The sequence below is a fragment of the Bradyrhizobium sp. Leo114 genome, assembly GCF_055229415.2.
This window is the reverse complement of the sequence record NZ_JBUYEN020000003.1, coordinates 214111-236676: the sequence shown is the minus strand read 5'-3', so window position 1 is coordinate 236676 and position 22566 is coordinate 214111. Positions and strand designations below refer to the sequence as shown.

Here is a 22566-nt window from a genome sequence, read left to right as displayed (position 1 = left end):
AGATGGACGAGCAAGGCCAGATGCAGCCACGCGATTTCGACTCATCAGAGCGTCTGCGGATCGCGGAAACCGCGAGCGGCATTGGCGTTTTCAGTTACGATCCTGGGAGCGCAGCATTTGACTGCTCCGCGCAGACAGCCGCTCTCTTCGGCATCGATCCCCGGTCAGCAGACGGCTCATTTTCCGCCTGGGAGCGGTCGATCTTCATCGATGATATTCCGAAGGTCCAGGAGGCCTTTGCGGGTGCCGCCAAAACCGGCCGGTTCTATGTCGAGTTTCGCTTGAGGCACGCGGATGGGAGTCTGCATTGGATTGCCGGGAAGGGCGACGCATCTAGTGCGAGCGACCCGCTCATCGTCGGCGCGTTTTATGAGATCACGGAGCGGAAGTCTCTCGAGGCACGGCTACTGGCGCTCAATGAGACGCTTGAAGCGCGCGTGAACCAGGTCCGTGAGGAGGCGCGTACGCTGGAGGTTCTCAATACGACGGGCGTTGCGGTTGCTGCCGAGCACGACACGGAGCGCCTGGTCCAGATGGTGACTGATGCGGGTGTTGAGTTAAGCCATGCAGAATTCGGCGCGTTTTTTTACAATGTGCTGAACGAGAGCGGAGAGTCGTATACGCTGTACACGCTCTCCGGCGCCTCGCGCGAATCCTTCGCCAAGTTTCCCATGCCCCGGAACACGGCTATTTTCGAACCAACGTTTCGTGGCCGCGGCACCGTGCGTTCTGACGACATTCTGAGGGATCAGAGATACGGGAAAAGCGCTCCGTATCATGGCATGCCAAAGGGACATCTGCCGGTGAGAAGCTATCTTGCCGTATCGGTGGTCTCGCGGTCTGGTGAGGTTCTCGGAGGCTTATTCTTCGGACACGCCCAGCCGGACGTCTTTACCGAGCGGGCGGAAAGGTTGATCGAAGCGCTTGCCGCGCAGGCCGCCGTTGCCATCGACAACGCGGGGCTTTATCAGACCAGCCAACGTGAGATCGAGGCGCGCCGCAATGCTGAGACAGAGCTTCAGCGTCTGAATGAAGCGCTCCATGAGCGCGTGGAGGAACGGGCGCGGCAGCTCGCTGCGGCTTCCACCAAGCTTGAGGATACGGAGCGCCGCTTCCGGCTGCTCGTCGAGGGCGTCTCCGACTACGCCATCTACATGCTCGATCCCGGCGGACATGTCATTAATTGGAACCCGGGCGCTCAACGGATCAAGGGTTATACTCGGGAGGAGATCCTGGGGCGGCATTTTTCAACTTTCTACGACGAGGTGGACCGGAACAGCGGTTTCCCCACGCGGGCCTTGGGCATTGCCGCTGAGACCGGCAAATTCGAGGCCGAGGGCTGGCGGGTACGCAAGGACGGTAGCAAGTTCTGGGCCGGCGTCGTCATAAACGCGATCAGGGACGCGAACGGGGAGCTAGTCGGTTTTGCCAAGATCACACGCGATCTCACGGAAAAGCGCGCGGCAGAGGAGAGATCGCGGCAGGCTCAGAAGATGGAGGGGATTGGCCAGCTGACGGGTGGGGTGGCACATGACTTCAACAACCTGCTTACGATCATTATTGGCAACCTCGAAACCCTGCAAAAGAATCTGAGCGCCTCGACGCTCGAACCTGTCCGGCTGCGGCGATCTGTCGACCATGCGATGCGCGGGGCGAGACGCGCTGAATCGTTGACCCAGCGCCTGCTGGCATTTTCACGCCAGCAGCCCCTAGATCCGAAGCCGGTCGATTTAGGCCGTCTAGTCTCCGGCATGTCCGACATGCTCCGCCGGACGCTCGGCGAGCAGGTCACCGTAGAGACCGTGCTGGGCGGCGGGACATGGAAGGCCTTTGTCGATCCCAACCAACTGGAAGTCGCAATCGTCAATCTCGCGGTCAATGCGCGTGACGCCATGCCAGAGGGCGGCAAACTGACGCTCGAAACCGCCAACGTCCATCTCGACGAAAAATATACGTCGTCACAGGTCGAAGTGCTCCCCGGGCAATATGTCATGCTGGCCGTGACTGACAGCGGGCACGGAATGCCGCCCGACGTGGTTGCGCGCGCGTTTGATCCCTTCTTTACGACCAAGGACATCGGCCATGGGACCGGGCTCGGACTCTCGCAAGTGTATGGCTTTGCTAAGCAGTCGCGGGGGCATGTGAGAATCTATAGCGAGGTTGGCGAGGGCACAACGATCAAGCTCTATCTGCCGCGCGTGCATGGAACGGGGGAGGCTGAAGAAGCGCAGGACGAAGATTCTGTTGCGGGCAGCCCGGGACATGAAATGATTCTGGTGGTCGAGGACGATGCAGATGTGCGCACGTATAGCTGCGAGACGCTGCGCGATCTGGAATATCAAGTGATCGAAGCTGAGAATGGACAGGCGGGCCTGCGGGCGCTCGAGAGGCATCCCGGGATATGCGTTCTGTTCACGGATGTGGGCCTGCCGGGCGGCATGAATGGCCGGCAACTTGCCGATGAAGCGCGCAAGCGAAGGCCTGACCTCAAAGTGTTGTTCACGACTGGATATGCGCGGAACGCGATTGTTCACGATGGCCGGTTAGATGCAGGCGTCGAATTAATTACCAAGCCATTCTCGCAGTCTACCTTATCCACGAAGCTACGCGATATCATCGACTCCGCACGTTCTCCCGGGCGCATTCTGCTGGTGGAGGACGAACCGCTGATCCAAATGCTCGCGCGCGAATATCTGGAGGACGCGGGCTTTCAGGTCGACACGGCGGGCTCCGCCACCGAGGCCATGAACAAATTACGGCTGGTACCAGGCGGCGTCGACGCCGTTATCCTGGACCTTGGCCTGCCCGATAAAAAGGGAGATGAGCTGCTGCGCGAGATAAGATCGCTTCATGGGTCTTTGCCTGTTCTGCTCGCTACCGGCCAAGGGGCCGCGGGTGTGCGCGAACAGTTCAAAAACGAGAAAGCCATCGCCTTCGTAACGAAGCCATACTCAGACGCTGATTTACGAGCGGGACTTCGCAAGCTGGGTATCCACGCCATTTCAGAATAACATTAAACGGCACTTGTCAGTGCGGACAGGCTTGGCCCGGAGCTTCGCCATCAACGGTATGGCCAAGTCGCCGAGAGAAGCTCGATGCTATCGAGGCACCGTAGCCGATGGTCAGCCCGAACCTTGCCAAGGCTCGAGCAAACTTCTCCGGCTCGAAGAGGTGAAGGCGGAACAATGGTAATGGCGTGCGACACGATTGAACGTGTGACCTTGCCTTCGGAGGGCAACGGTCACTCTACGGCCGTCGGTCGCGGAATAATCTTCCAATCAATCGCGAGTTCGGGCGCGAATTGGCTCGCGATCCTTCTCGAAGGGTGCCTTCGGAGAATCCGGCGGACTCATTTAGGAATCATGTTCGATCACTGCACAAGAATGATGAACCGTGATTTAGCGTGCAGTTGGGCTGCGAGTGGGATTGTTGTGCATGAAGCTACGACTTCGACCATCACATTGAATACACGTTGTTTTCTGCATGCACTTCAATAGCAGGGGACGTGGACAGGGGACTGTAAGCCGTGATGGTTTGTGATCATTACGCTGCATCACGGATGACCTCGCAAAATGATTGTTGATCACTAGCCGTCACAAACGCAAGTCGGCTTCACCCCCAACAGCAGACATTTGGAGCTCGTACAGTGAAGTCCGAGATGGGCCACTTCCAGACATCGCCGATGGGTATATAGAATCATCGTCCACCCTGGAGAACAGCCAAGTGGCCCGAATAGAAACCTTCGTATGGATCGTAACGACCTTCACAATCATTGTGGTCGCCACTCCACTCCGAGCTCAAGCAACACCGGAAGCTTCGGCGTGCGGATACCTCGCTGGTCTGATCGATAAGGCATCGCCATCAGGCCCGTTGTTCCTGCCCAGCTATCCGACCGTCGAATCGGGGCCTCTCCATGGCGCCGCCTACCTCTATGACAACGCGGTAGCCGCCATCGCATTGGTCGGTTGCGGCGAGCGAGACAAAGCGTCTCGAATTGGCTCGGCGATTCTTTGGGCCATCGATAACGACCGCACCTGGCATGATGGGCGGCTCCGGAACGCATACGCCGCGGGTGTGGTGGCCAGTGGCTCCGCCAAACTTCCGGGTTGGTGGGACGATACGCAGAACAAGTGGTTAGAAGATCGATATCAGGTGGGCAGCGATGTCGGTAACATGGCATGGGCAATGTTGGCGTTGCTGTCGATTGATGATGTGAACACCGGCTCTCCGTTCCGTGATGGTGCGGCACGGCTTGGCACCTGGGTCGCGCAATGGGCCGACGCGCGAGGCACTGGCGGTTTCACGGGCGGTACGTTTGGGCACGAGCCAACGCCGGAAGTGCGGACGTGGAAATCGACTGAACATAATACTGACCTCGCCGCCGCGTTTGGCCTTCTTGCGATCCGTACAGGCGATTCGCGCTGGCGCGATAAGGCAACGGTTGCCGAGTACTTTGTAAATACGATGTGGGATCCGGGGCGCGCCTGTTTCGCCGCAGGGACCGCCGAAGACGGTGTCACGCATAATCCGATTTTGGCTCTGGATGCCCAGATCTGGCCTTTAACAGCGCTTCACGGAGCGGCCGGGAAATTTGCATCGGCAATGACGACCGCCGAACAGCGAATGAGTGTCGGCGGAGGCTTTTCTTACGGTGAAGACCGGGACGGTGTGTGGACCGAAGGTACGGGCCAAATGGCTCTCTTGATGAAATTGCTCGGCAAGACTGAGAGGGCAGAATCGTTGATCGCTGTCATCGAATCCCAGAGGTCGCCCGATGGTGGGTTCTATGCCACGATTGTCCGCGCGTTACCGACGGGGTTCGTGTTGGACACCGACCCGACCAAGCCGCGAAACTATTTCCGATTGTCACATCTTGGCGCAGCTTCGTGGGCTGCCCTCGCGGAACGTGGGTTCAATCCCTTCACGATGACAAAAGGACTTCCCTAGCTGAGCCGCAGTGCTTCTCGTCTCGGCCGTTTCGGTCTGTCTTGATTTCGATATGTCCGCAAAGGGTCTTGGTCGTGTAAAAACGGCTTGAGAGGGACGTCGGTATTGGGAGCAAAAACCCGAGTGGGTCTCAGGCTGCGATTGCAGCGATCAGCGGCTTGGTCCCAACGATGTTCATGACCCGTGTCAGATTATAGGCCAGGACCGAGAGTGCCATTTCAGCGGCTACTTTTGGAAGCGTTTTAGTCACGAAGTGCGTCGCCCCCATGCGGGCCTTCATCGTGCCGAACGGATGCTCGACTGTCTCTCGACGCTGGCGCATGGCTTGTGGATTTGCATCAAGGCGCTGCTGCACAGCTTCGAGCAGATGCTCATGCTCCCATCGGGGAATCCGCCGCTCTGGCCCTGTCGTGCACTGCGATTTAAGCGAACAATCTTGACAGGCTGTGGTCCAGTAGCGCCGTAGCCGCTTGCCGTCTTCCTCGCTCGTAAAGCGATATGGCAGTTGCTCCCCAGCTGGACAGCGATAGGCGTCCTCCTCTGGCAAATAGACAAAGTCCTGTTTGCCGAAGCGGCCATCTGACTTGGCGCCCGACGTCTGCGGCTTGGGCAGAGTTACCGTGATGCCGGCCTCGTGGCACGCGAGGATCTCCAGGCTGCTGAAGTAGCCGCGATCGGCAACGGCCTCGAGCGTCTCGGTCTTTAGAACAGCCTTCGCCTGCTTGGCCATATTGGCCAGTTGAGCCCGATCTGAGCCGCTGTTCGTGACCTCATGCGTCACAATCAGATGGTGCTTGGTATCCACGGCGACCTGCACATTGTAGCCGACGACGCCGGAACCACGGCCGCTCGTCGCCATCGAACGGCTGTCGGGATCGGTCAGAGAGATCTGCTGGTCGGGCGAAGCGAGCATCTGCTTCTCGTAAACGGCAAGCTTGCCCATCTCCTCCTTCAGCTTCGTCAGCTTCTCGGTAAGCCTTGTTACCTTCGCCGCCAGCGCCTCCGTCGGTTCCTGTCGATCGGCGGTATCAAGTTGGCTCAGATAGCGCGCGACGCTCTCCTCCAGCTGGGCGCGCCGCCGTTCCACCTTCGCCCGTGTGAAGTTCTTGTCCCGGTTGTTCACGGCCTTGAACTTGCTGCCATCGATGGCGACGCTCGCCGTCGCCAGAAGGCCCCATCTCACGACAGAGTTCGACGAAACGCGCACATACCTTGCGTAGCGCCAGGCCATTGTCCTTGCGGAAGTCCGCGATCGTCTTGTGATCAGGAGCGAGCCGACCCAGCAGCCACATGACCTCGACATTGCGTCCGGCTTCTCGTTCGAGCCGCCGGCTCGACTGAACCCGGTTCAGATAGCCGTAAATGTAAAGCTTGAGGAGAACCGCGGGGTGGTATGACGGCCGACCAGTCGCCGCCGGCTCAACCCCTTCGAAGCTCATCTCAGCCAAATCGAGCGCATCGACAAACACGTCGATCCCGCGAACAGGGTTGCTCTCATCAATGAAATCATCGAGGCATTCGGGCAACAGCGTCCATTGCCCTCGATCCGCCTCCTCAACGAAGCGCCTCATCAATTCCCCCGCAGAATCACGAGAGAATCATACCAGCGGTCAGCGTTTTCACACAGCCAGGGTCAATGGACTAAACCGCTCGCGCGGTAGAACGCCGCGGCGGGCGACACGGCGAAGCAATAGGCGACAGGTCATCGTGACGAGCGGTGCAATTAGCCCGTTGGCAATGATCGGATGATCGAGGATCTGCTGATCTGGAAGTTCGTGGCGTAGCACCCCCATTGCACAAGAGCCAACTCGAACCCGGCATTCTCGACCGTGATTGTGTGCACCATCGCGCTCGTTGGACCCAGTCCAGGAATCTCGACGCAAGCAGAGTTACAAATGCCGTGATGCTCTTGACGAGCAACTCAAAACAGTTTCGGCTCAGTAGCTCCGGAGGCTTTCCAGATCGATAGAGATCAGTTTGGCTCATGAGATTCGAATATCGAAGAACTCACGTTTAGATTGTGTGGTGTGGTATTTTTACTACGGCCAAGTCCTTGAAAGTACGAGTGCCGCCAAACATTAAATCCCCATAGACGACCCTATCGATCGTCTGAAGGTTGTTTGACACGACTTAGCTCGATCACGCGGCATCGTCCTACGTCCCCCCAGCGCGGTTTCCTCCTTTGGAGGCTTTCGGACGCCGGCCGCCGAATACGCGGCGCCGTCTATCAAGCGGCCGGCATCCGAAACCCTTCACAAAAGGCGAAGAACTCACGTTGAGCAAATGTCGTCCGCAAAGCCCTCAACAGCGGACATGAGGATATCCGAGTGGGATCGCGAGTCGGCATTTTGTGCATCAACACGCTTGAAGAAAGAATCTCGTTTAGAAGCAGGCTCTTAGCAATCTCACAATTTTGGAAGGGGCTTCGGTTCACGATGCAAGTGCAACACCTGTTAAGGTGTTGTTGCGATGGGACGATGTTATGGCCAGCTCAGCCTTGAAGAGCGCGTTGAGATATACCGCCTGCATGCAGGCGGTATATCTCAAAATCGAATTGCGGCGGCCCTGGGCAGGTCGCCTTCCACCATTAGTCGGGAACTTGAGCGCAATTCCAGGCCAACGAAGGCTTGGGCCGGCGGGTACGAGCCGGTCCGGGCCCAGCAATTAGCCGAGCGACGGAGACGGTGGGATTGTCGCTTCAAGCTGGCGCGCCAGCCAGACCTGCGAAGACGCGTGGGCAAAAGCCTTGCGATGGAACATTCGCCGGAGCAGATCGCGGGCCGACTGGCGCTGAAGCATGGTCGCGTCATCATCAGCCATGAGTCAATCTATCGTTTCATCTATCATCGGACGGCCCAGAAGGATTACTGGTACCGTCTGCTGCCACGTCACAAAAAAATGCGAGGTCGCCGGCGACGGGGAGGCAGCTCCGCAAGCCTCATCGAACAGCGGCGCTCGATTACCGAACGGCCCATTGAGGTCGACAGCCGCCAGACGGCGGGCCATTGGGAGGCCGACTTCATGATGTTCTCCCGATCCGGCCAGGGGCTAATGGTTCTCCACGAACGACAAAGCCGCTTCAGCCTGGTTCACCGCCACGTGGATTGAAAAGCTATTCCCACGGCTCGAGCCATCGCCCGCCAGCTTTGCAAACTGCCACCGGCGATGCGCCAAACCATCAGCTTCGACAATGGGAACGAGTTCGCCGAGCACCATCGGCTTCATAATCTCCTCGGCGTCCAGACCTTCTTCTGTGATCCTCACAGCCCCTGGCAAAAAGGCGGCGTGGAAAACTCGATCGGCCGCTTGCGACGCTGGCTGCCTCGTAAGACGGACCTCAATCTCCTCACAGCGGCCGATCTCAGACGATATGCCCAGCGCCTCAATAACACCCCACGCAAATGCCTGGACTTCAAGACACCCGCGGAGGCATTCTCCCAACTCAAATCAACAGTTGCACTTCAACGGTGAATCCATCGGGTATGCGTTTGGGGATAGTTCCTCGTTACAGATCGTGATGGGCCCGCAGTGTCATCCAATCGGCCGTTACGAGACCCCACGATCACGTTGTAGCACGGATTCCGAATCGCTCGCACTTCGTCCGATATTCCACTAAGCGCTAACTGTTGAACTCGGCAGATGTCTTTTCGGCGCTTCCTCCAAAGGAGGTGATCGCGAGGATCGGCAAACAACTAGATCTCTGCGATCCCAGCGCCCCACTCAGGACGCCCTCGACGAGACCGGTAATGGTCTGGCCGATGAAGCCGAACCGATGCTCATGCGCTGTACTCGCGGCGGCGTGAGCGTCAAAGAAACCCGCGATGGTGTGGACCGCCAGTCCCCACAGCGTCCACATTCGATCAGCCCTTCCATTTGACGGCCTTCTTCGCGCTGCGTGAGATAGCCTTAGCCTGCGCCAGCGAGAGGTCGCTCACGACGCTACACAATTGGACTTCACGGAGCTTGGGTGCCAGAGAGTCCACGCCGAGAGGCAAAGGTGCAACTCGGTCGGGTCGCTAGAGGTGAGGATCCCGTAGAAGATCGACAGCTCGATCACAAGGCGATAGTGTGAAGGGGCATTGAGTTCAAGCAAACTGCCTGCGCATTGGAACCGAGATTCACGAAAAGCTGCTCTGGCCCGCTTTCTGAAGAGAGCTTCAGGCACTGACCCAGACGAGGCCGAAGTGGAGCGCCGCCTGGCCGCCTAGTTACTGCACCAAGCCTGTCATTTGATTTCAAACCACCTACGTGAAAGAGCTGCGCGATTTTCAGGGGCTCGGGCCAATCTCGGACGTGAAGAACGGAATGGAGACCGCTCCCGATTGACGGGGGTGGCGACCCGGCCAATCTAGGTTGGTGGCGCTCTCCCGGTCGCGGCGGCACGATATCCTACGCCTGTCTACGATCTACTGCGATCGCATTCGCCCCACGGTAGCGCGCGGCAGAACGGGCGCGACGCGCAGGACGTAGTGCGCATCCTTGCGTTCGGTGTAGGCCTTCAGGAACTTTTGGGCGGCATTCGCGAGCCGAAGCCGACTGAGGAAACCTGTGATCAGGGTTGTGAAAACGCTCTGCCATTCCACAGCAGCCGCGACGTGCAGGAATCTCCGCATCGTATGTTGAGTGTCGCTCGTTCAGAGCGGTCGTCTATGTCGATATCCTGCACCAGGCCGTGCCAGACTTCGCGAGCTTGCCTCCCGTGAGACACGAACACGCGGTGCATAGAGCCCGTTGAACCGCAGACTGCCGCTGACCGCTTACAATAGAAATGGTTGAAGTGAAGCGAGATGAACTCCGTCCCATTTCGCTCCGTTAGGTATGTGAGAAACCCTGTCCAAACGCGCGGCTCATCCTCTCCGCAAGCCCCTTTGCGCCGCGCGAATCGCGGAGCCGACTTGTGGAGGAAGTTGTTCGAGCCTTTCGGCTGAGAGTGTCGACCAATTGCTTCGGACACTCAATGAGGCCATAGCGGCGGCCGAAGAGGTAACTGCCAGAGCCAATAATGCGGCAAGAACGAGCGTCGTCTTCATGTCGCTGCTCCTGTCTTGGCCTTCTGCCCAGACTGCACGACATCTGATTGTTATCGATTATAATACAGGGCTCTTGTTCCGCGGAGGAATGCGAGCGATTATCTGGTTCACTTCAGCGTGTCGGCGAAAGTTGCACGCAAAGTCGCATGCGATTCTTTGTCAGAGTTGGGAATTCTGCTGTCCATGGCTCATCAGGCCTGAGCCAGGGTGGCGCGACCGCGACCCCATTACGAATGTGCCGGGTTGCCTTGCGAGTGTCTGCGTGCCTAACGGCGATGGCAGTTGCGTAGTCAACTAGGAATTCTGGCGGTCCTTGCCCTCGGGACAGCAAATGGGTTCGTTGTCGCAGCCCTTGTCGCCCTCGTTTAGTGGGCGAGGAGAGTGGACGGCCATCGCAAGTCAAACCATCCGCGAAAACCCGTCCCTGCTCGGCGGAACATCGGTCTTTGCCGGTTCATAGATCCGAGCTTCGCACTATCGCCGCCTCTCGTGCTTGGCGCCTGTGTTCTCATCGCGCGACAGCCAGCCGACTTTCGGCGTCGTCGCGGCAGGAATGTTCCAGGCCTCCAGTACTCAGGGTGCTTCGGAGGTTTGCGACTTCGGCACAAATATAGTATACCCCCCTATGTCCACCTTCCGGAGCCTTAAAGATGCACACCGTTCGCGGAAAATCCAAGCTGCTGGGTCGTGTCCGCCGCATCCGCGGGCAGGTGGAAGCGATCGAACGGGCGCTAGATCAGGAAATCGGGTGTGCCGACGTGTTGCAGCTCATTGCGTCTGTGCGCGGCGCGATCAACGGGCTGATGGCCGAGGTGATGGAAGACCATGTCCGCGGACACATCCTTGCGGCCGAGAATGATGCCCAGCGGCGCCACGGCTCCGAAGAGCTCCTTGAAGTGGTTCGCGCCTACCTGAAATAAGAAAGGGAGAAATCGCATGGCTTTGCAGGACAGCCTGCGTCCGATCCTCCGGCGATCGTCAGAGGAACACACAGGTCCTCGCGACGCTGGCCACGCAGCGGAGCAGGATCTGCACCATCCGTACTCCCACGAAGATGATCACGATCATGGGCATGAGCATGCGTTCGAATGGCCCGAAGCGGTTCGCATTGCGATTGTCGCTCTTGCCGCCGGTGCGGTGTGGTTTCGGGTCTGGGAGCCTTACCCCGCCGTCAGCGTCATCGGAGTGCTGGGTTTAGCGATCGGCGGATGGCCGATCTTGAAGGAAGCGTTCGAGAACATCGTCGAGCGCCGCATGACGATGGAATTATCGATGACGATTGCCATCGTCGCAGCGGCCGCAATCGGCGAATTCTTCACGGCGCTTGTCATCGCCCTATTCGTGCTGGTGGCCGAGGTACTGGAGGGGATGACGGTCGGTCGGGGACGCAAGGCAATCCGCGACCTTCTGGAATTTCTGCCGCGCGAGGTCTCGGTACGCCGCGCCGGCTCGATCCGCTTAGTCGGGGCAGAGGCGGTGAAGGTCGGGGACGCCGTCTTGGTCGCGCCGGGCGGCCGGATCCCAGTGGACGGCATTGTGCTTGATGGCCATTCATTCGTCGATGAATCCCGCATCACCGGCGAATCCATGCCGGTGGAGAAGACGGCCGGTGTCCGGGTCTTCGCGGGCTCAATCAACCAGTCGGGCGCGCTCGAAATCAGTGTCGAGCGGATCGGCCGCGATACCAGCTACGGACAGATCATCGAAGCCGTCGAGCGGGCTGAAAAATCCCGTGCCCCTGTGCAGCGCCTCGCCGATCGCTTGGCGGGGTATCTGGTTTATTTCGCGCTCGCCTCCGCCGTGCTCACCTTTGTGATCACGCGCGACATGCGTTCGACCATCTCGGTTGTCATCGTCGCCGGCGCCTGCGGCATCGCGGCTGGCACGCCGCTTGCGATTCTTGGAGCCATTGGCCGGGCCGCCCGTCTTGGCGCGATTGTCAAAGGAGGCATCCACCTGGAAACGCTCGGGCGTGTCGATACTGTCGTGTTCGACAAGACGGGAACGCTCACGCTCGGCAAACCGGATGTACAGCAGGTCATGGCCGCGCAGGGAACCTCGGCCAACGCGGTTCTCGCGGTTGCAGCTGCGGCCGAACTGAGATCGGAACATCCTCTGGGCAGGGCGATCGTCGCATATGCCCGCAGGCAAGGATGCGACATCGCGGAGCCGAGCAGCTTCGCTTACGTGCCGGGACGTGGAATTCTCGCGAGGGTCAACGATCACGTCGTTCTTGTCGGTAATCAGGCCTTGCTCTCGGATAACGGTGTCAAGGTTCAAGGCTCGGCGGCTGGCGACGCCGAAGCGGGAGCGGAAGTTTTCGTTGCGCAAGACGGATGCTTGGTCGGCTCGATCGTTGTGGCGGATACCGTTCGTCCGGAGGCGCAGCGTGCGGTCGCGGCCCTACATCGCATGAATATCAAGACAGTGCTTTTGAGCGGAGACACACGCCGCGTCGCGTCTGCGGTTGGCGCTAAGCTCGGCGTTGACGAGATCGAGGCGGAACTTCTTCCCGAGGAGAAACTGTCGCGCATTCGCAAGCTGGTTGCGCAAGATCGCGTGGTCGCGATGGTCGGTGACGGCATAAACGATGCGCCGGCGCTTGCCGAAGCGAGCGTCGGGATAGCCATGGGCTCGGGCACCGATGTGGCACGGGAAAGTGCGGACGTGGTTCTGCTCGGCAATGATCTGGCTCGCCTGGCCGAGACACTCTCGCTCGCCAAGCAGACGAGGGGCATCATCTGGCAGAACTTCGCGGGAACCCTGATCGTCGACACGCTTGGCATCGGCTTGGCAGCGATAGGTGTTTTGGGCCCGCTCCTCGCCGCCTTCATCCACGTAGCTTCGGAGCTTGTGTTCATTCTCAATTCCACCCGCTTGTTGCCAGGGCGGAATCCCAGGTAGCTCCGTCAAAGGCCGTCGCCGACAAGGCCAAGGACCTGGTCGAGAGAAGGATGAACCGCACCAAGTTGTGTGGTTCTTTGCGAGTTCGCATCGCGAGGAGCTCGATGGAACGCCGAATTGATTGTCGTTGGGAAGGAGCAACAGTCACGATCGGGATGGAGGAGGGCGGCAATGGGTCATCTCTCGTGCTCTTGCCCGCTCTAAGTTCGATTTCGACGCGCGCGGAGATGCGCCCGCTCTTTGACCGGCTAAGGTCGGACTTCCACGTAACCATGGTCGACTGGCCTGGGTTTGGCGACCTGCCGCGCCCGCGAGCCGATTGGTCGCCCGATGCACTCTCCGCATTTCTCAATTGGGTTTTGAGCGGGATTTTACCGGGATCACACACTCTCATCGCGGCCGGCCACGCTGCAACCTACGCGCTGTACCACGCCGTTCATCGTCCCGAATCGACCAACTGTCTCGTATTGATCGCGCCGACATGGCGAGGACCGCTCCCGACCATGATAGGAGCCTATCGGCCGTGGTTTGCTCGCGTGAGGACAGCTCTTGATCTGCCGATTGTTGGGGAGTTGCTGTATCGGCTCAATGTGAGCCAGTTGGTTTTGAGAAAGATGGCGCGCGAGCACGTCTATAGTGACCCGGAATGGCTCTCAGGCGATCGCCTCTTGGCCAAACTCGCCGTCGTGCGGGCCCCCGGAGCACGGCACGCTTCGGTACGGTTTGTCAGCGGGTATTTGGATCGGGTCACGAGCCGCGATGGCTTTGTCAGCCTGGCGCAGAACGCGGATAAGCGGACGCTGGTCGTTTACGGGGATGAGATCCCTGCGCGCTCGCGCGCCGAAATCGACTCACTGGCAGCTCTGCCGAATGTTCAAATCAAGCGATTGCCCAAAGGCAAACTGGCTCTCCATGAAGAATTTCCAGATGAAGTCGTTTCTGTCATCCGACCATTTCTTTTCGAGAGAGCAGCGAGCGGAGTCTGATTACGACTTCGACCAAGTTTCGGCAGGTCGATCCATGTTTGGCCTGTACCTTCATGGGTTGACAACGTCTCCGATCACCGCTTAGCGGATCGCAACGATCCAATTCCTTTAGGATGACTCGTAACCGGACCGCGCGTGCGAGGATGCCGTGCAGTGCTGAGTTGAGTACGCTCTCGCTCTCCGGCCATACGATGCTGCCAAAATCGCTGTGCCCTGGATTATGAGAGAAAGGCAAGCGTCCGCCTGAAGTCACCAGCCGCTCATCAGGCCATCCGGCAGCTAGGCCAGCGTCAGCGGTCCATGATCGTCACAATGACCGTTGTGTGGATGATGGAGTCGCCCATTGACAAGATAGTCGATGTGGTCCCCGTGAGGGACTGCCTCATGCCCGCAGCCCGGCCCGTGAGTATGATCGGGGCAGGCGATGTTTGGCGTGCAATGCACAGGGTTGGTTTCGTCAACGGCGATCACATGCTCATCAACATGATTTCCATGCATGTGGTGCAAATGACCGTCGTGCAGGTAATCCGTGTGGGCTTCGTGCCGTACCGCCGTATGCCCACAGCCAGGGCCGTGTTGATGGGAATGGTTGGCGTGTTTCGTTTCAGTGCAAGTCGTCATATTTTACCTCCCATCAAGATGGACTAAAGGTCGGTTGCTACAACGGTAACTCTTGCTGCTTAGCTTCGTTGCGTCAGCCAAAGGGAACTTTGATGGCCACTGAGGTGACGCTCGCGACTGAACAGAAGGAATTGGAACGGCCCAAGCCGGACACTCCGGCGCCGCGCCCGAAAGGCGCGCGCCGCCGGCCGCAACATGCCGGCCGGTCGCGCAAGGCGGCGCGAACGCGCCGTTGGTACCATGATCGTTCGCCGTTTGTTGAACCGCGCGGGCAACCTGATTAGGACCGAGGTGACGAAAAGGGCGGTACCGTCGAAGGATGAACGGTCACTCCAATACGTAAACGAGCGAATTTACCGTTCCTTGCAAATCGGCGTTGGCTGTTGCGCCGGTGCCGGATGATCCTTCTTGTATTGAGCCAGAACTGGCTCGAGGGTTTCCTTTGGCCAAAATTTCGGAGCGCGGATTTCGTTCAAACAGGAAGCGTTCCAATACAGTCCCACGCCGGACAGCGACCGGCCGGCCGCCACCGCTCGCGCGACGGCTTCGATGTCGGCAGAGTCAGGATAGATGTAAAGCGTCGTGGGGTTATCCTTCACCATTGCGATGATTTGGCCGGCATCCGATGGCGACCAACTGGTGCAGCCGTTGCTGCGGCCGCCAGTGTAATCCTCCAGTGTTCCAAAAGGAACGTATCCGTCGTGGTTTGCGTACGGACTGCGTGGATCCTTTCGAAGACAGACGTTCCTCAACAACTCGGCCGGATGCCCGCCGATCTCGCGCTGTCGGGCATTTGCGGTCTCGCCCTCGCCATCAAACTGAACAAACGAGCGTACCAGAACTGCGTCTTGTTTCGCCGAGATACGGTAGTAGCCTTTGAAAGACGTCTTCGTCTCGCCGGTTACATAGGCCCCACCAGTCGTCAGAGTTGAATCCATCGCATTGCCGAAGTTCTTCGCGCAGCGTCTTCCGTTCGCGAAATCCGCGACGCCTTTCAAATCGCGACCGCCGCCGTGACCCGCCGAAATTGCACGAAACAATCGCTCGGATTCGCAGATAACGTAGAACCGACGCCCCAATCTGACGCCGCCTAAATCGTTTGGACGCGTCGCGTCCATCGCGAAATAGCAGGGATTTTTAACCGCGCCTTGGTTCACTTTTTGCTGGTAAAGTGTGCGGGCCCTCTGCAAGACCACTTCTGCAATTTGACCTTCGCCTTCGCCGACATGGGTCCTTAGCCAAGCCGGAACATCCGATGATTGCTGCGTAGCAGAAGACCTTGGCGACGCCAACAAAGCAATGGCGATAGTGAACAAGCCGCAGATCAGAAGGACGGATCTTAACCGCACCGGATTAATTCTCCTGTTCCGAACCGTTTTGCCTACAAGTTCAAGCATCGCAGTGCATTCAATCGTTAGCGCTGGATCACGCGGACAAGCGTGTTACTCCATCAGGGCTCTCGCAATCGTGCTGGTATTGTGCCTGATCATCTCGATGTAGCCCGGAGCCTCGCCGTCCTTCGCCGTCAGGCTGTCCGAATAAAGCATTCCGCCGATCGCTGCTCCAGTCTCGGAGGCAATCTGGCGCATCAGTCTGGGGTCGCTGATGTTTTCCAAGAAGACCGCTGGAATCTTCTCTTTCTTGATCTGCGCGATGACGATTGCGATATCCCGTGCGCTCGGCTCGGCTTCGGTCGAAACGCCCTGCGGCGCCACGAACGCGACGTCGTAGGCAGCGGCGAAATAGCCAAAAGCGTCGTGAGTTGAGAACACCTTGCGCCGCTCGAAGGGGATCGGCGCGAGCGCCTCGCGAACATCGTGGTCAAGCGCCTCCAGCTTGGTTAGATATGCCAATGCATTGGCTCCGTACGTCGCAGCGTTGGCGGGATCGGCGGCTATCATGGCATCGCGGATATTGGCGACATAAATCTCGGCGTTCATGACGGATTGCCAGGCGTGCGGGTCCACTGACCCCACGCCGCGATCACGACTCAGTATCTCACCAGCAGCGATTTTGTGCGGCACAATGCCATGGGTTGCGATGACGGTGGTCGCGTTGCTGCCGGATGATTTGACGAGCCGCGGCAGCCAGCCCTCCAGGCCGAGCCCATTGACGATCACAAGTCTGGCATTCCTGATCGCCTCCGCATCGGCCGTCGCCGGGGTATAGACGTGGACGTCGCCGTTGGGACCTACCAGCGTCGTGACGTCGACCCGATCCCCGCCAACATTCCTGGCGAAATCACCGAGGATCGAAAATGTCGCCACGACCTGTAGTTTGGTCGCATCTTGTTGCGCAGAAGCCGGCAAGATCGCTGCGGCCAGCGCAAGACCAATCAAGATCAGCAGCCGAAGCCGTCGAAAGCAGGCTTTTCGCCACACGTAGATATCGTGTGCCGACCGACGGGCCAAATCGAAATCAAACTGCCGTCGAGCATCGGCATGTACTGGGGTGTCGCGACACAGCCGGAACAAGAGGGCCTCTCGGTTGATGGTCCCTTGTGCCTTCTTTCGACCACATGTAACGTTATAACATTACATATCCGGCCGCAACGGGCTCGGGGGTGGCATTTCGCATCAAGTTGCTGAGGCGTCTTTCCGCTCGATCCGGGCCCGAAACAGACCATGCGCAGATCAGCGATCCCGACGATATGGCGAAAAGCGCCGCCCACGAAGCCCGAGGAGAAAACAACACCATGGCCGATGCTGCACCCCAGATTCCCGTCACGGTTCTGACCGGCTATCTCGGCTCCGGGAAGACCACGCTGCTGAACCGCATTCTCTCCGAAACACATGGCAAGCGGTTTGCGGTGATCGTGAACGAATTCGGAGAGGTCGGTATCGACAACGATCTCATCGTCGACGCGGACGAGGAGATTTTCGAGATGAAACAACGGCTGCATCTGCTGCACGGTCCGCGGCGACCTTATTCGCATTATCGCTGGGTTGCTGCGGCGCAGCCGCGGCTTCGATGGCATTGTCGTCGAGACGACGGGGCTCGCAGATCCCGCGCCTGTGGCGCAGACCTTCTTTGTCGACGAAGACGTCCGCCGCAAGACGAAGCTTGACGCTATCATCACCGTCGCGGACGCCAAGCACTTGGTCGACCAGATCGACCGGACCCCTGAAGCGCAGGAGCAATTGGCGTTCGCCGACATCGTTCTCGTTAACAAGGTCGATCTTGTCGATGCGGGCGGCCTCGCAACGGTCGAACGTCGTATCCGAAGCATCAATCCATATACGCAGATTCACCGAACCGAGCGCTGCGGTATCGATCTCGCCCAAGTATTGGGACGAGACGCCTTCAATCTCGAGCGCATCCTCGAAGTCGAGCCGGGTTTCCTCACCGAAGAACACGAGCACGAACACGATGACAGGATCGCCAGCCTATCCCTGGTCGCGGACCGACCAATGAAGCCCAATAAGTTTGTGTCCTGGATTCAGGATGTCACCCAACGCTACGGGACGGACATCCTGCGCATGAAGGGCATCGCATCAATAGAGGATGACGATCGGCAGTTTGTCGTTCAGAGCGTCCACATGCTCATTGAAGGCGGAAGTCGGCGTCCTTGGAAGGAGATGGAGCCGCGCCAGACGCGGCTTGTTTTCATCGGGCGTGACCTGCCAAAGGACCTGCTTAGGCAAGGCTTTGAGGCTTGCTGTGCCTGAGGGTGAGCTGATGGGCAAGATCGTAGAATTTGTCAGCAAATCCGAGCTCGAGCGACTTCGCCTCATTCGCGAAGCTCGCGCGATATATGACAGCATCTTTCCACCGACCGATGCGGTCGGTGAGCGGCCGCACGACCTAGCCGGCAAGGGTGATGCAACCGGACAGAAAGAGCCTGCTCCCTCGAAAGGAACCATTCGAATGACAGGGCGCTCGTAGCCCCTCGATCGCCATATTTTCCTCGTCCGTTGCAGGTTGATCGCCAATTCAGCACGGTTGCGCGGGTTCGGCCGAAGGCGATAGCTTCAAGGACCTCAGAAGGGAACGGCTCCTTGGCGGGGGCGAAATCGATGTCAGCACGGGTCTTCACCCGGCGATGCGGAGCCTATCTCGCGCTGGCGGCGCTTGTGCTGCAGCTCGCGCTGTCGTTCGAGCACGTCCACAAGCACGATCTCACTTTTTCAAGCTTCGGCCGCACCGACGGCGAGAGCCTCAGGCACGCCCGGCCAACAGGGCAATCCGTAACGCAGCTGCCGGCGCGACTGGCCGATCACGATGACAACTGCCCAATCTGCTTCTCGGGCTTCCTGCTGTCGAACTCCTCACTACCGGATGCGCCTGAAGGTCTGAAAGCGCTCCAATTTGCAGAAATTGATCGCGCGTTAAATTCGGTTTCCGATCGGGTGATTAAACCGCGTCACCCGGCATTCCTGTCACGCGCGCCCCCCGCCGTCTGAAGCCTTGCCGTCACTTCCGTGCCGCAGGACTTGTCTTGCGTGGCGCGAGGCAGGGTGCATGCGTCACCTAGTGCGCTATCACGCTCTGATGCGCATTTGAGATCACCGTCCCCGCTGATGCGGGTCCACTCATTACTCGATTCGGCAGATAGACCATGATCAAACGCTCGTGTTACTCCGCCGCGATTCTTCTCTTGTTATCCGTCAACTGCGCCGAGGCGCACCCCCATGTCTGGGTCACGTTTCACAGCGAAGTCCTCTACGCCGCTGATGGCACCATGACGGGTGTTCGCCACGCCTGGACCTTCGACGACATGTTTTCAGCTTATGCGATTCAGGGCATCTCGCACGCCAAAAAGGGCCAGTACACGCGCGAAGAACTCGCCTCGCTCGCGCAGGTCAACGTGGATTCGCTGAAGGAGTATGGCTATTTCACCTTCGCGCGCGCGGACGGTAAGAAAGTGAAGTTTTCGGACCCCGTCGATTATTGGCTGGATTACAAGAACGCCGCCCTGACTCTCCATTTCACTTTACCTTTGAAGGCGGCCGCCACGGCAAAGGCAATGCAGATTGAGGTCTACGATCCCACGATCTTTGTGGATTTCGAATTTGCCAAGGACAAGCCGGTTTCCTTGAGCGGCGCGCCGCAATGCAATCTGACTTACGATCTGCCGCACCAGCCAACGCTGGCGGAACAGTTGCGGCTCAGTCAGCTCGATAGCGATCCGCTCGATGCCTCCAGCACCTACGGGGAAACCTTCGCGAACAAGATGCTGGTAAAGTGCCCATGACCAGACCGCGCGCCGTCTCCGTCACTGCCCTCCTGGCGATCCTTATCGCCTTTGCAGGCGGCATCGTATCGGCCTGGAGCGCGCCGTTTGGTGCGCCGCATCCCGCCGCAGCCGGCATCTCCGCTTCGGGCGTCAGCGGTTGGATTTTTGCGGAGCAGGCCGCCTTCTACCGTTCGATGTCGGGCTTCATCCGGGCTAGCAAGGAGGATGGGGCCGCGATGTGGGGTCTGTTCGGCATCTCCTTTCTCTATGGCATTTTTCATGCCGCAGGCCCGGGGCATGGCAAGGCGGTCATCTCCTCCTACCTCATCGCCAATGAAGAGACTTGGCGCCGGGGCGTTGTCCTGTCATTCGCGTCCGCGGGCATTCAATCCATTGTCGCCATTATCGTCGTCGCCATCGCCGCCGTTCTTCTCGGCGCTACAGCAAAGGCGATCGGGCTGACGGTCCGTCTCGTCGAGATCACAAGCTATGCTCTCGTCATCCTGATCGGGCTCAGGCTTCTCTATGTCAAAGGTCGCGGTTTTCTCATCGCCTCGCGCGAGCTGACATGGAGGACGGCGCCCGAACTGGCTTTCGCGTCGGTTCCGGTGGCCAAAGGCCAAACTGCGAATACCCTCGGGTTGTCCGCGGGGAGGCCTGCCGCGATCGCCATGCGCGGCGGCCAATGCATGGTCGATGGCTGCACCGTGCACGGCTTTCATTGTCACGATGAGCATCACGCATCGGCCTGGGGTCACGCCCATGGGCCGGAGCCCGCTGAGCTCGCAGGCAGCGGCGGTTGGCGCCGAGGTCTGTCCGCGGTGGTCGCGGTTGGATTGCGGCCGTGTTCCGGCGCGGTCATCGTGCTGATCTTCGCGCTGGCCCAGGACCTGTTCTGGACCGGTATCGGCGCCACCTTGATCATGGGATTGGGGACGGCCGTGACGGTCGCGGCGATCGCAACACTCGCCGTCAGCGCGCGCGGACTCGCAACGCGCCTTGCTCTTACGCGAGCCGGGCTTGGCATGCTCGCGATGCGCGGAATCGAGGCTGGCGCCGCAGCACTTATCGTCGCCTTTGGCACATTGCTACTGGTGGGTTACATGGCCAGCGAGCGACTCTGGATGTTCACCGGGTGAGGGCCAGCCTGTGAGCGCACCGGCGACGATTTGATTGAATTGCTTACTCGGGTAAATGAAGCCGAGTTACAGTTTCGGGCTGGGGCGCGCATGGCGCTGCAAAACGAAATGGCGCGCCCGACACGATTCGAACGTGTGACCTTTGCCTTCGGAGCAAGATAACGTGTCCGTCCGAAAAATACGATAGGGCACGCTATGCGACGCTATCACTCTGAGGCAATTGGATATTCTCAACAACAGAAGCGACGCTCCTATCCGAAAGCTCGCACCGATTTTCTCCCGGCTGCTTACGTGCTGCTTACGCGAGAGATCGTGCCCGGAACGAAGGCACGTCATGGTTAAGATCACAAAGAGGATTGTTGAGGCGGCAGAAGCTAAAGAGAAGGACTACGTCATCTGGGACGACGAACTGACCGGCTTCGGACTCCGGGTCTTCAATTCGGGCAAGCGGAGCTACGTTATCCAGTATCGAACGAGGGGTCGCTCACGTCGCTACACAATTGGGCTTCACGGAGCCTGGGCGCCTGAGACTGCACGCCGTGAAGCGAAGGTGCAACTCGGTCGGGTCGCTGGGGGAGATGATCCCGTCGAAGTTCGCCAGCTCGATCACAAGGCGATCACTGTGAAGGAGCTGTGTGCCCGCTATGTCGCTGATCTCCAGGCCGGGCTCATCCTAGGAAAGGGAGGGCGGCCGAAGAAAGCCTCAACGATCGTCACCGACACTGGCCGCATTGAGCGTCACATTATTCCGCTCATTGGGACTCGGCGGGTCAAGGATCTCACGAAGACGGACACCCACAAGGTCCTCAAGGACATCATGGCCGGAAAGACGCGGATTTCGGTCAAGACCAAGAAGTTACGGGGAAAGGCCATCGTCCGAGGCGGCGCTGGAACCGCCACGCGCACCGTTGGTCTCCTCGGCGGTATCCTCACCTATGCCGTCGAGGCGGGCATTATCCATGGCAACCCGGCCCATGGCGTCCGCAAGCCAAAGGACAACGTGCGAAAGCGTCGGCTGTCCGAGGCGGAGTACCGAATACTTGGTCGGATGCTCCGCGACGCTGCCAAGCAGGAGAAATACACCACCATCGTGGACATCATTCGCCAACTCGCGCTGACCGGCTGCCCGCGCAGCGAAATGATCGCCTTGAAATGGACGGAGGCGGATACCGAGTCGAGTTGCCTGCGGTTGGAGGACAGCAAGGAGGGTGAATCCATCCGTCCCATAGGGCTGCCGGTCATCGAGTATCTTGAGCGACGACGCACCGACAATGTCGGTACATACCTCTTCCCGGGGCAGGGTGAGGACAATGCGTTCGGCAACTTCCCGAACCATTGGAAGCATCTCTTCGAGGACTCCCCGCTATCCGATGTGACTCCCCACGTCCTGCGTCACAGCTTCGCAAGCATCGCCAATGATCTAGGCTTTACCGAGGTTACCATCGCGGCCCTCGTCGGCCATGCCAAAGGTTCGGTGACGAGCAAATACATTCATACGCTTGACACAGCGCTCATCATGGCTGCGGACACGATCTCGGGCTACATTCAAGGGCTCCTTGATGGCATTGAGTTCAAGCAAACCGCCTACGCCCTCGACCGCGATTCACGAAAAGCCGCCCTGGCCCGCTTCCTGAAGAGGGCTTCGGGTGGTGACGAAGAGGCGATCGAAGAGGAGCGCCGCTTGGCTGCTTAGGGCATGCATCTATTCACAAGATCACCACTGCAGATCAGGCCACGTTCGATGTCCGATATGGCTCCGAAAG

At 59.0% G+C, this 22566-nt stretch carries 14 protein-coding genes and 4 pseudogenes; 14 read left to right on the top strand and 4 right to left on the bottom strand.

Features of this window, described 5'->3' with window-relative positions; translation table 11 throughout:
• Nucleotides 1-2: 2 nt before the first annotated feature.
• Together ACZIRK_RS05360 and ACZIRK_RS05355 are read left to right on the top strand one after the other, a co-directional pair.
• Nucleotides 3-3011, top strand: coding sequence for a hybrid sensor histidine kinase/response regulator (locus tag ACZIRK_RS05360; RefSeq protein WP_130229271.1), 3009 nt, complete (start codon nt 3-5; stop codon nt 3009-3011).
• Nucleotides 3012-3723: 712 nt separating this feature from the next.
• Nucleotides 3724-4947 carry a hypothetical protein gene (locus ACZIRK_RS05355; RefSeq protein WP_245475023.1) on the top strand — a complete coding sequence of 408 codons (1224 nt, stop codon included), beginning with the start codon at nt 3724-3726 and terminating at the stop codon, nt 4945-4947.
• Between the two features lie 130 nt (nt 4948-5077).
• Here the strand turns inward: ACZIRK_RS05355 and ACZIRK_RS05350 are convergent.
• Nucleotides 5078-6518, bottom strand: a pseudogene (locus ACZIRK_RS05350) (IS1182 family transposase).
• Between the two features lie 898 nt (nt 6519-7416).
• Between ACZIRK_RS05350 and ACZIRK_RS05345 the strand changes: the two are divergent.
• Nucleotides 7417-8418, top strand: a pseudogene (locus tag ACZIRK_RS05345) (IS30 family transposase).
• A gap of 148 nt (nt 8419-8566) precedes the next feature.
• Here ACZIRK_RS05345 and ACZIRK_RS05340 read toward each other — a convergent pair.
• Nucleotides 8567-8803, bottom strand: coding sequence for a hypothetical protein (locus ACZIRK_RS05340; protein ID WP_130229660.1), 237 nt, complete (start codon nt 8801-8803; stop codon nt 8567-8569).
• A gap of 63 nt (nt 8804-8866) precedes the next feature.
• Here ACZIRK_RS05340 and ACZIRK_RS05335 point away from each other — a divergent pair.
• The 5 genes and pseudogenes from ACZIRK_RS05335 to ACZIRK_RS05315 form a co-directional block, all read left to right on the top strand.
• Nucleotides 8867-9013: pseudogene (locus tag ACZIRK_RS05335) on the top strand (integrase); the annotation flags it as partial.
• A 1614-nt stretch (nt 9014-10627) separates the two neighbouring features.
• On the top strand, nt 10628-10897 hold the full coding sequence (locus tag ACZIRK_RS05330; protein WP_130229661.1) for a metal/formaldehyde-sensitive transcriptional repressor: 270 nt from the start codon (nt 10628-10630) through the stop codon (nt 10895-10897).
• A gap of 16 nt (nt 10898-10913) precedes the next feature.
• A complete protein-coding gene (locus tag ACZIRK_RS05325) occupies nt 10914-12881 on the top strand; it encodes a heavy metal translocating P-type ATPase (protein WP_463327048.1) in 1968 nt (655 codons plus the stop codon).
• A gap of 50 nt (nt 12882-12931) precedes the next feature.
• Nucleotides 12932-13867 carry an alpha/beta fold hydrolase gene (locus tag ACZIRK_RS05320; RefSeq protein WP_130229663.1) on the top strand — a complete coding sequence of 312 codons (936 nt, stop codon included), beginning with the start codon at nt 12932-12934 and terminating at the stop codon, nt 13865-13867.
• A 300-nt stretch (nt 13868-14167) separates the two neighbouring features.
• Nucleotides 14168-14515 carry a hypothetical protein gene (locus ACZIRK_RS05315; RefSeq protein ID WP_165435550.1) on the top strand — a complete coding sequence of 116 codons (348 nt, stop codon included), beginning with the start codon at nt 14168-14170 and terminating at the stop codon, nt 14513-14515.
• Between the two features lie 326 nt (nt 14516-14841).
• Here ACZIRK_RS05315 and ACZIRK_RS05310 read toward each other — a convergent pair whose 3' ends face one another.
• Entirely contained in the window at nt 14842-15837 is a 996-nt protein-coding gene (locus ACZIRK_RS05310) for a hypothetical protein (protein WP_130229670.1), read from the bottom strand.
• 93 nt (nt 15838-15930) lie between these two features.
• The gene (locus ACZIRK_RS05305; RefSeq protein WP_463327047.1) at nt 15931-16869 is read right to left on the bottom strand and encodes a metal ABC transporter substrate-binding protein; all 939 of its coding nucleotides are present in this window, start codon (nt 16867-16869) and stop codon (nt 15931-15933) included.
• Between the two features lie 314 nt (nt 16870-17183).
• On the opposite strand from ACZIRK_RS05305, the pseudogene ACZIRK_RS05300 reads away from it, so the two are divergent.
• The 6 genes and pseudogenes from ACZIRK_RS05300 to ACZIRK_RS05275 all read left to right on the top strand — a co-directional run bounded on the left by ACZIRK_RS05300 (nt 17184) and on the right by ACZIRK_RS05275 (nt 22496).
• Nucleotides 17184-18156, top strand: a pseudogene (locus ACZIRK_RS05300) (CobW family GTP-binding protein).
• Nucleotides 18157-18166: 10 nt separating this feature from the next.
• Nucleotides 18167-18373, top strand: a complete 207-nt coding sequence (locus tag ACZIRK_RS05295; RefSeq protein WP_130229665.1) for a hypothetical protein — start codon at nt 18167-18169, stop codon at nt 18371-18373.
• A gap of 131 nt (nt 18374-18504) precedes the next feature.
• The gene (locus ACZIRK_RS05290) at nt 18505-18891 is read left to right on the top strand and encodes a hypothetical protein (RefSeq protein WP_130229666.1); all 387 of its coding nucleotides are present in this window, start codon (nt 18505-18507) and stop codon (nt 18889-18891) included.
• A gap of 155 nt (nt 18892-19046) precedes the next feature.
• Nucleotides 19047-19682, top strand: a complete 636-nt coding sequence (locus ACZIRK_RS05285) for a DUF1007 family protein (protein ID WP_463327046.1) — start codon at nt 19047-19049, stop codon at nt 19680-19682.
• Nucleotides 19679-20803, top strand: coding sequence for a nickel/cobalt transporter (locus ACZIRK_RS05280; RefSeq protein WP_130229668.1), 1125 nt, complete (start codon nt 19679-19681; stop codon nt 20801-20803). Before ACZIRK_RS05285 ends, ACZIRK_RS05280 begins: the two co-directional genes overlap by 4 nt.
• Before the next feature lie 334 nt (nt 20804-21137).
• Nucleotides 21138-22496 (top strand): tyrosine-type recombinase/integrase, encoded by a 1359-nt coding sequence (locus ACZIRK_RS05275; protein WP_463327045.1) that lies wholly within the window; start codon nt 21138-21140, stop codon nt 22494-22496.
• The last annotated feature ends 70 nt before the right edge of the window (nt 22497-22566 follow it).

Bases quoted from the DNA above. Each gene is read 5' to 3' on its own strand.
- ACZIRK_RS05360 (WP_130229271.1), top strand. From the start codon at position 3: ATGGACGAGCAAGGCCAGATGCAGCCACGCGATTTCGACTCATCAGAG.
- ACZIRK_RS05340 (WP_130229660.1), bottom strand. From the start codon at position 8,803: ATGTGGACGCTGTGGGGACTGGCGGTCCACACCATCGCGGGTTTCTTT.
- ACZIRK_RS05330 (WP_130229661.1), top strand. From the start codon at position 10,628: ATGCACACCGTTCGCGGAAAATCCAAGCTGCTGGGTCGTGTCCGCCGC.
- ACZIRK_RS05325 (WP_463327048.1), top strand. From the start codon at position 10,914: ATGGCTTTGCAGGACAGCCTGCGTCCGATCCTCCGGCGATCGTCAGAG.
- ACZIRK_RS05320 (WP_130229663.1), top strand. From the start codon at position 12,932: ATGAACCGCACCAAGTTGTGTGGTTCTTTGCGAGTTCGCATCGCGAGG.
- ACZIRK_RS05315 (WP_165435550.1), top strand. From the start codon at position 14,168: ATGATCGTCACAATGACCGTTGTGTGGATGATGGAGTCGCCCATTGAC.
- ACZIRK_RS05295 (WP_130229665.1), top strand. From the start codon at position 18,167: ATGGGCAAGATCGTAGAATTTGTCAGCAAATCCGAGCTCGAGCGACTT.
- ACZIRK_RS05290 (WP_130229666.1), top strand. From the start codon at position 18,505: ATGTCAGCACGGGTCTTCACCCGGCGATGCGGAGCCTATCTCGCGCTG.
- ACZIRK_RS05285 (WP_463327046.1), top strand. From the start codon at position 19,047: ATGATCAAACGCTCGTGTTACTCCGCCGCGATTCTTCTCTTGTTATCC.
- ACZIRK_RS05280 (WP_130229668.1), top strand. From the start codon at position 19,679: ATGACCAGACCGCGCGCCGTCTCCGTCACTGCCCTCCTGGCGATCCTT.
- ACZIRK_RS05275 (WP_463327045.1), top strand. From the start codon at position 21,138: ATGGTTAAGATCACAAAGAGGATTGTTGAGGCGGCAGAAGCTAAAGAG.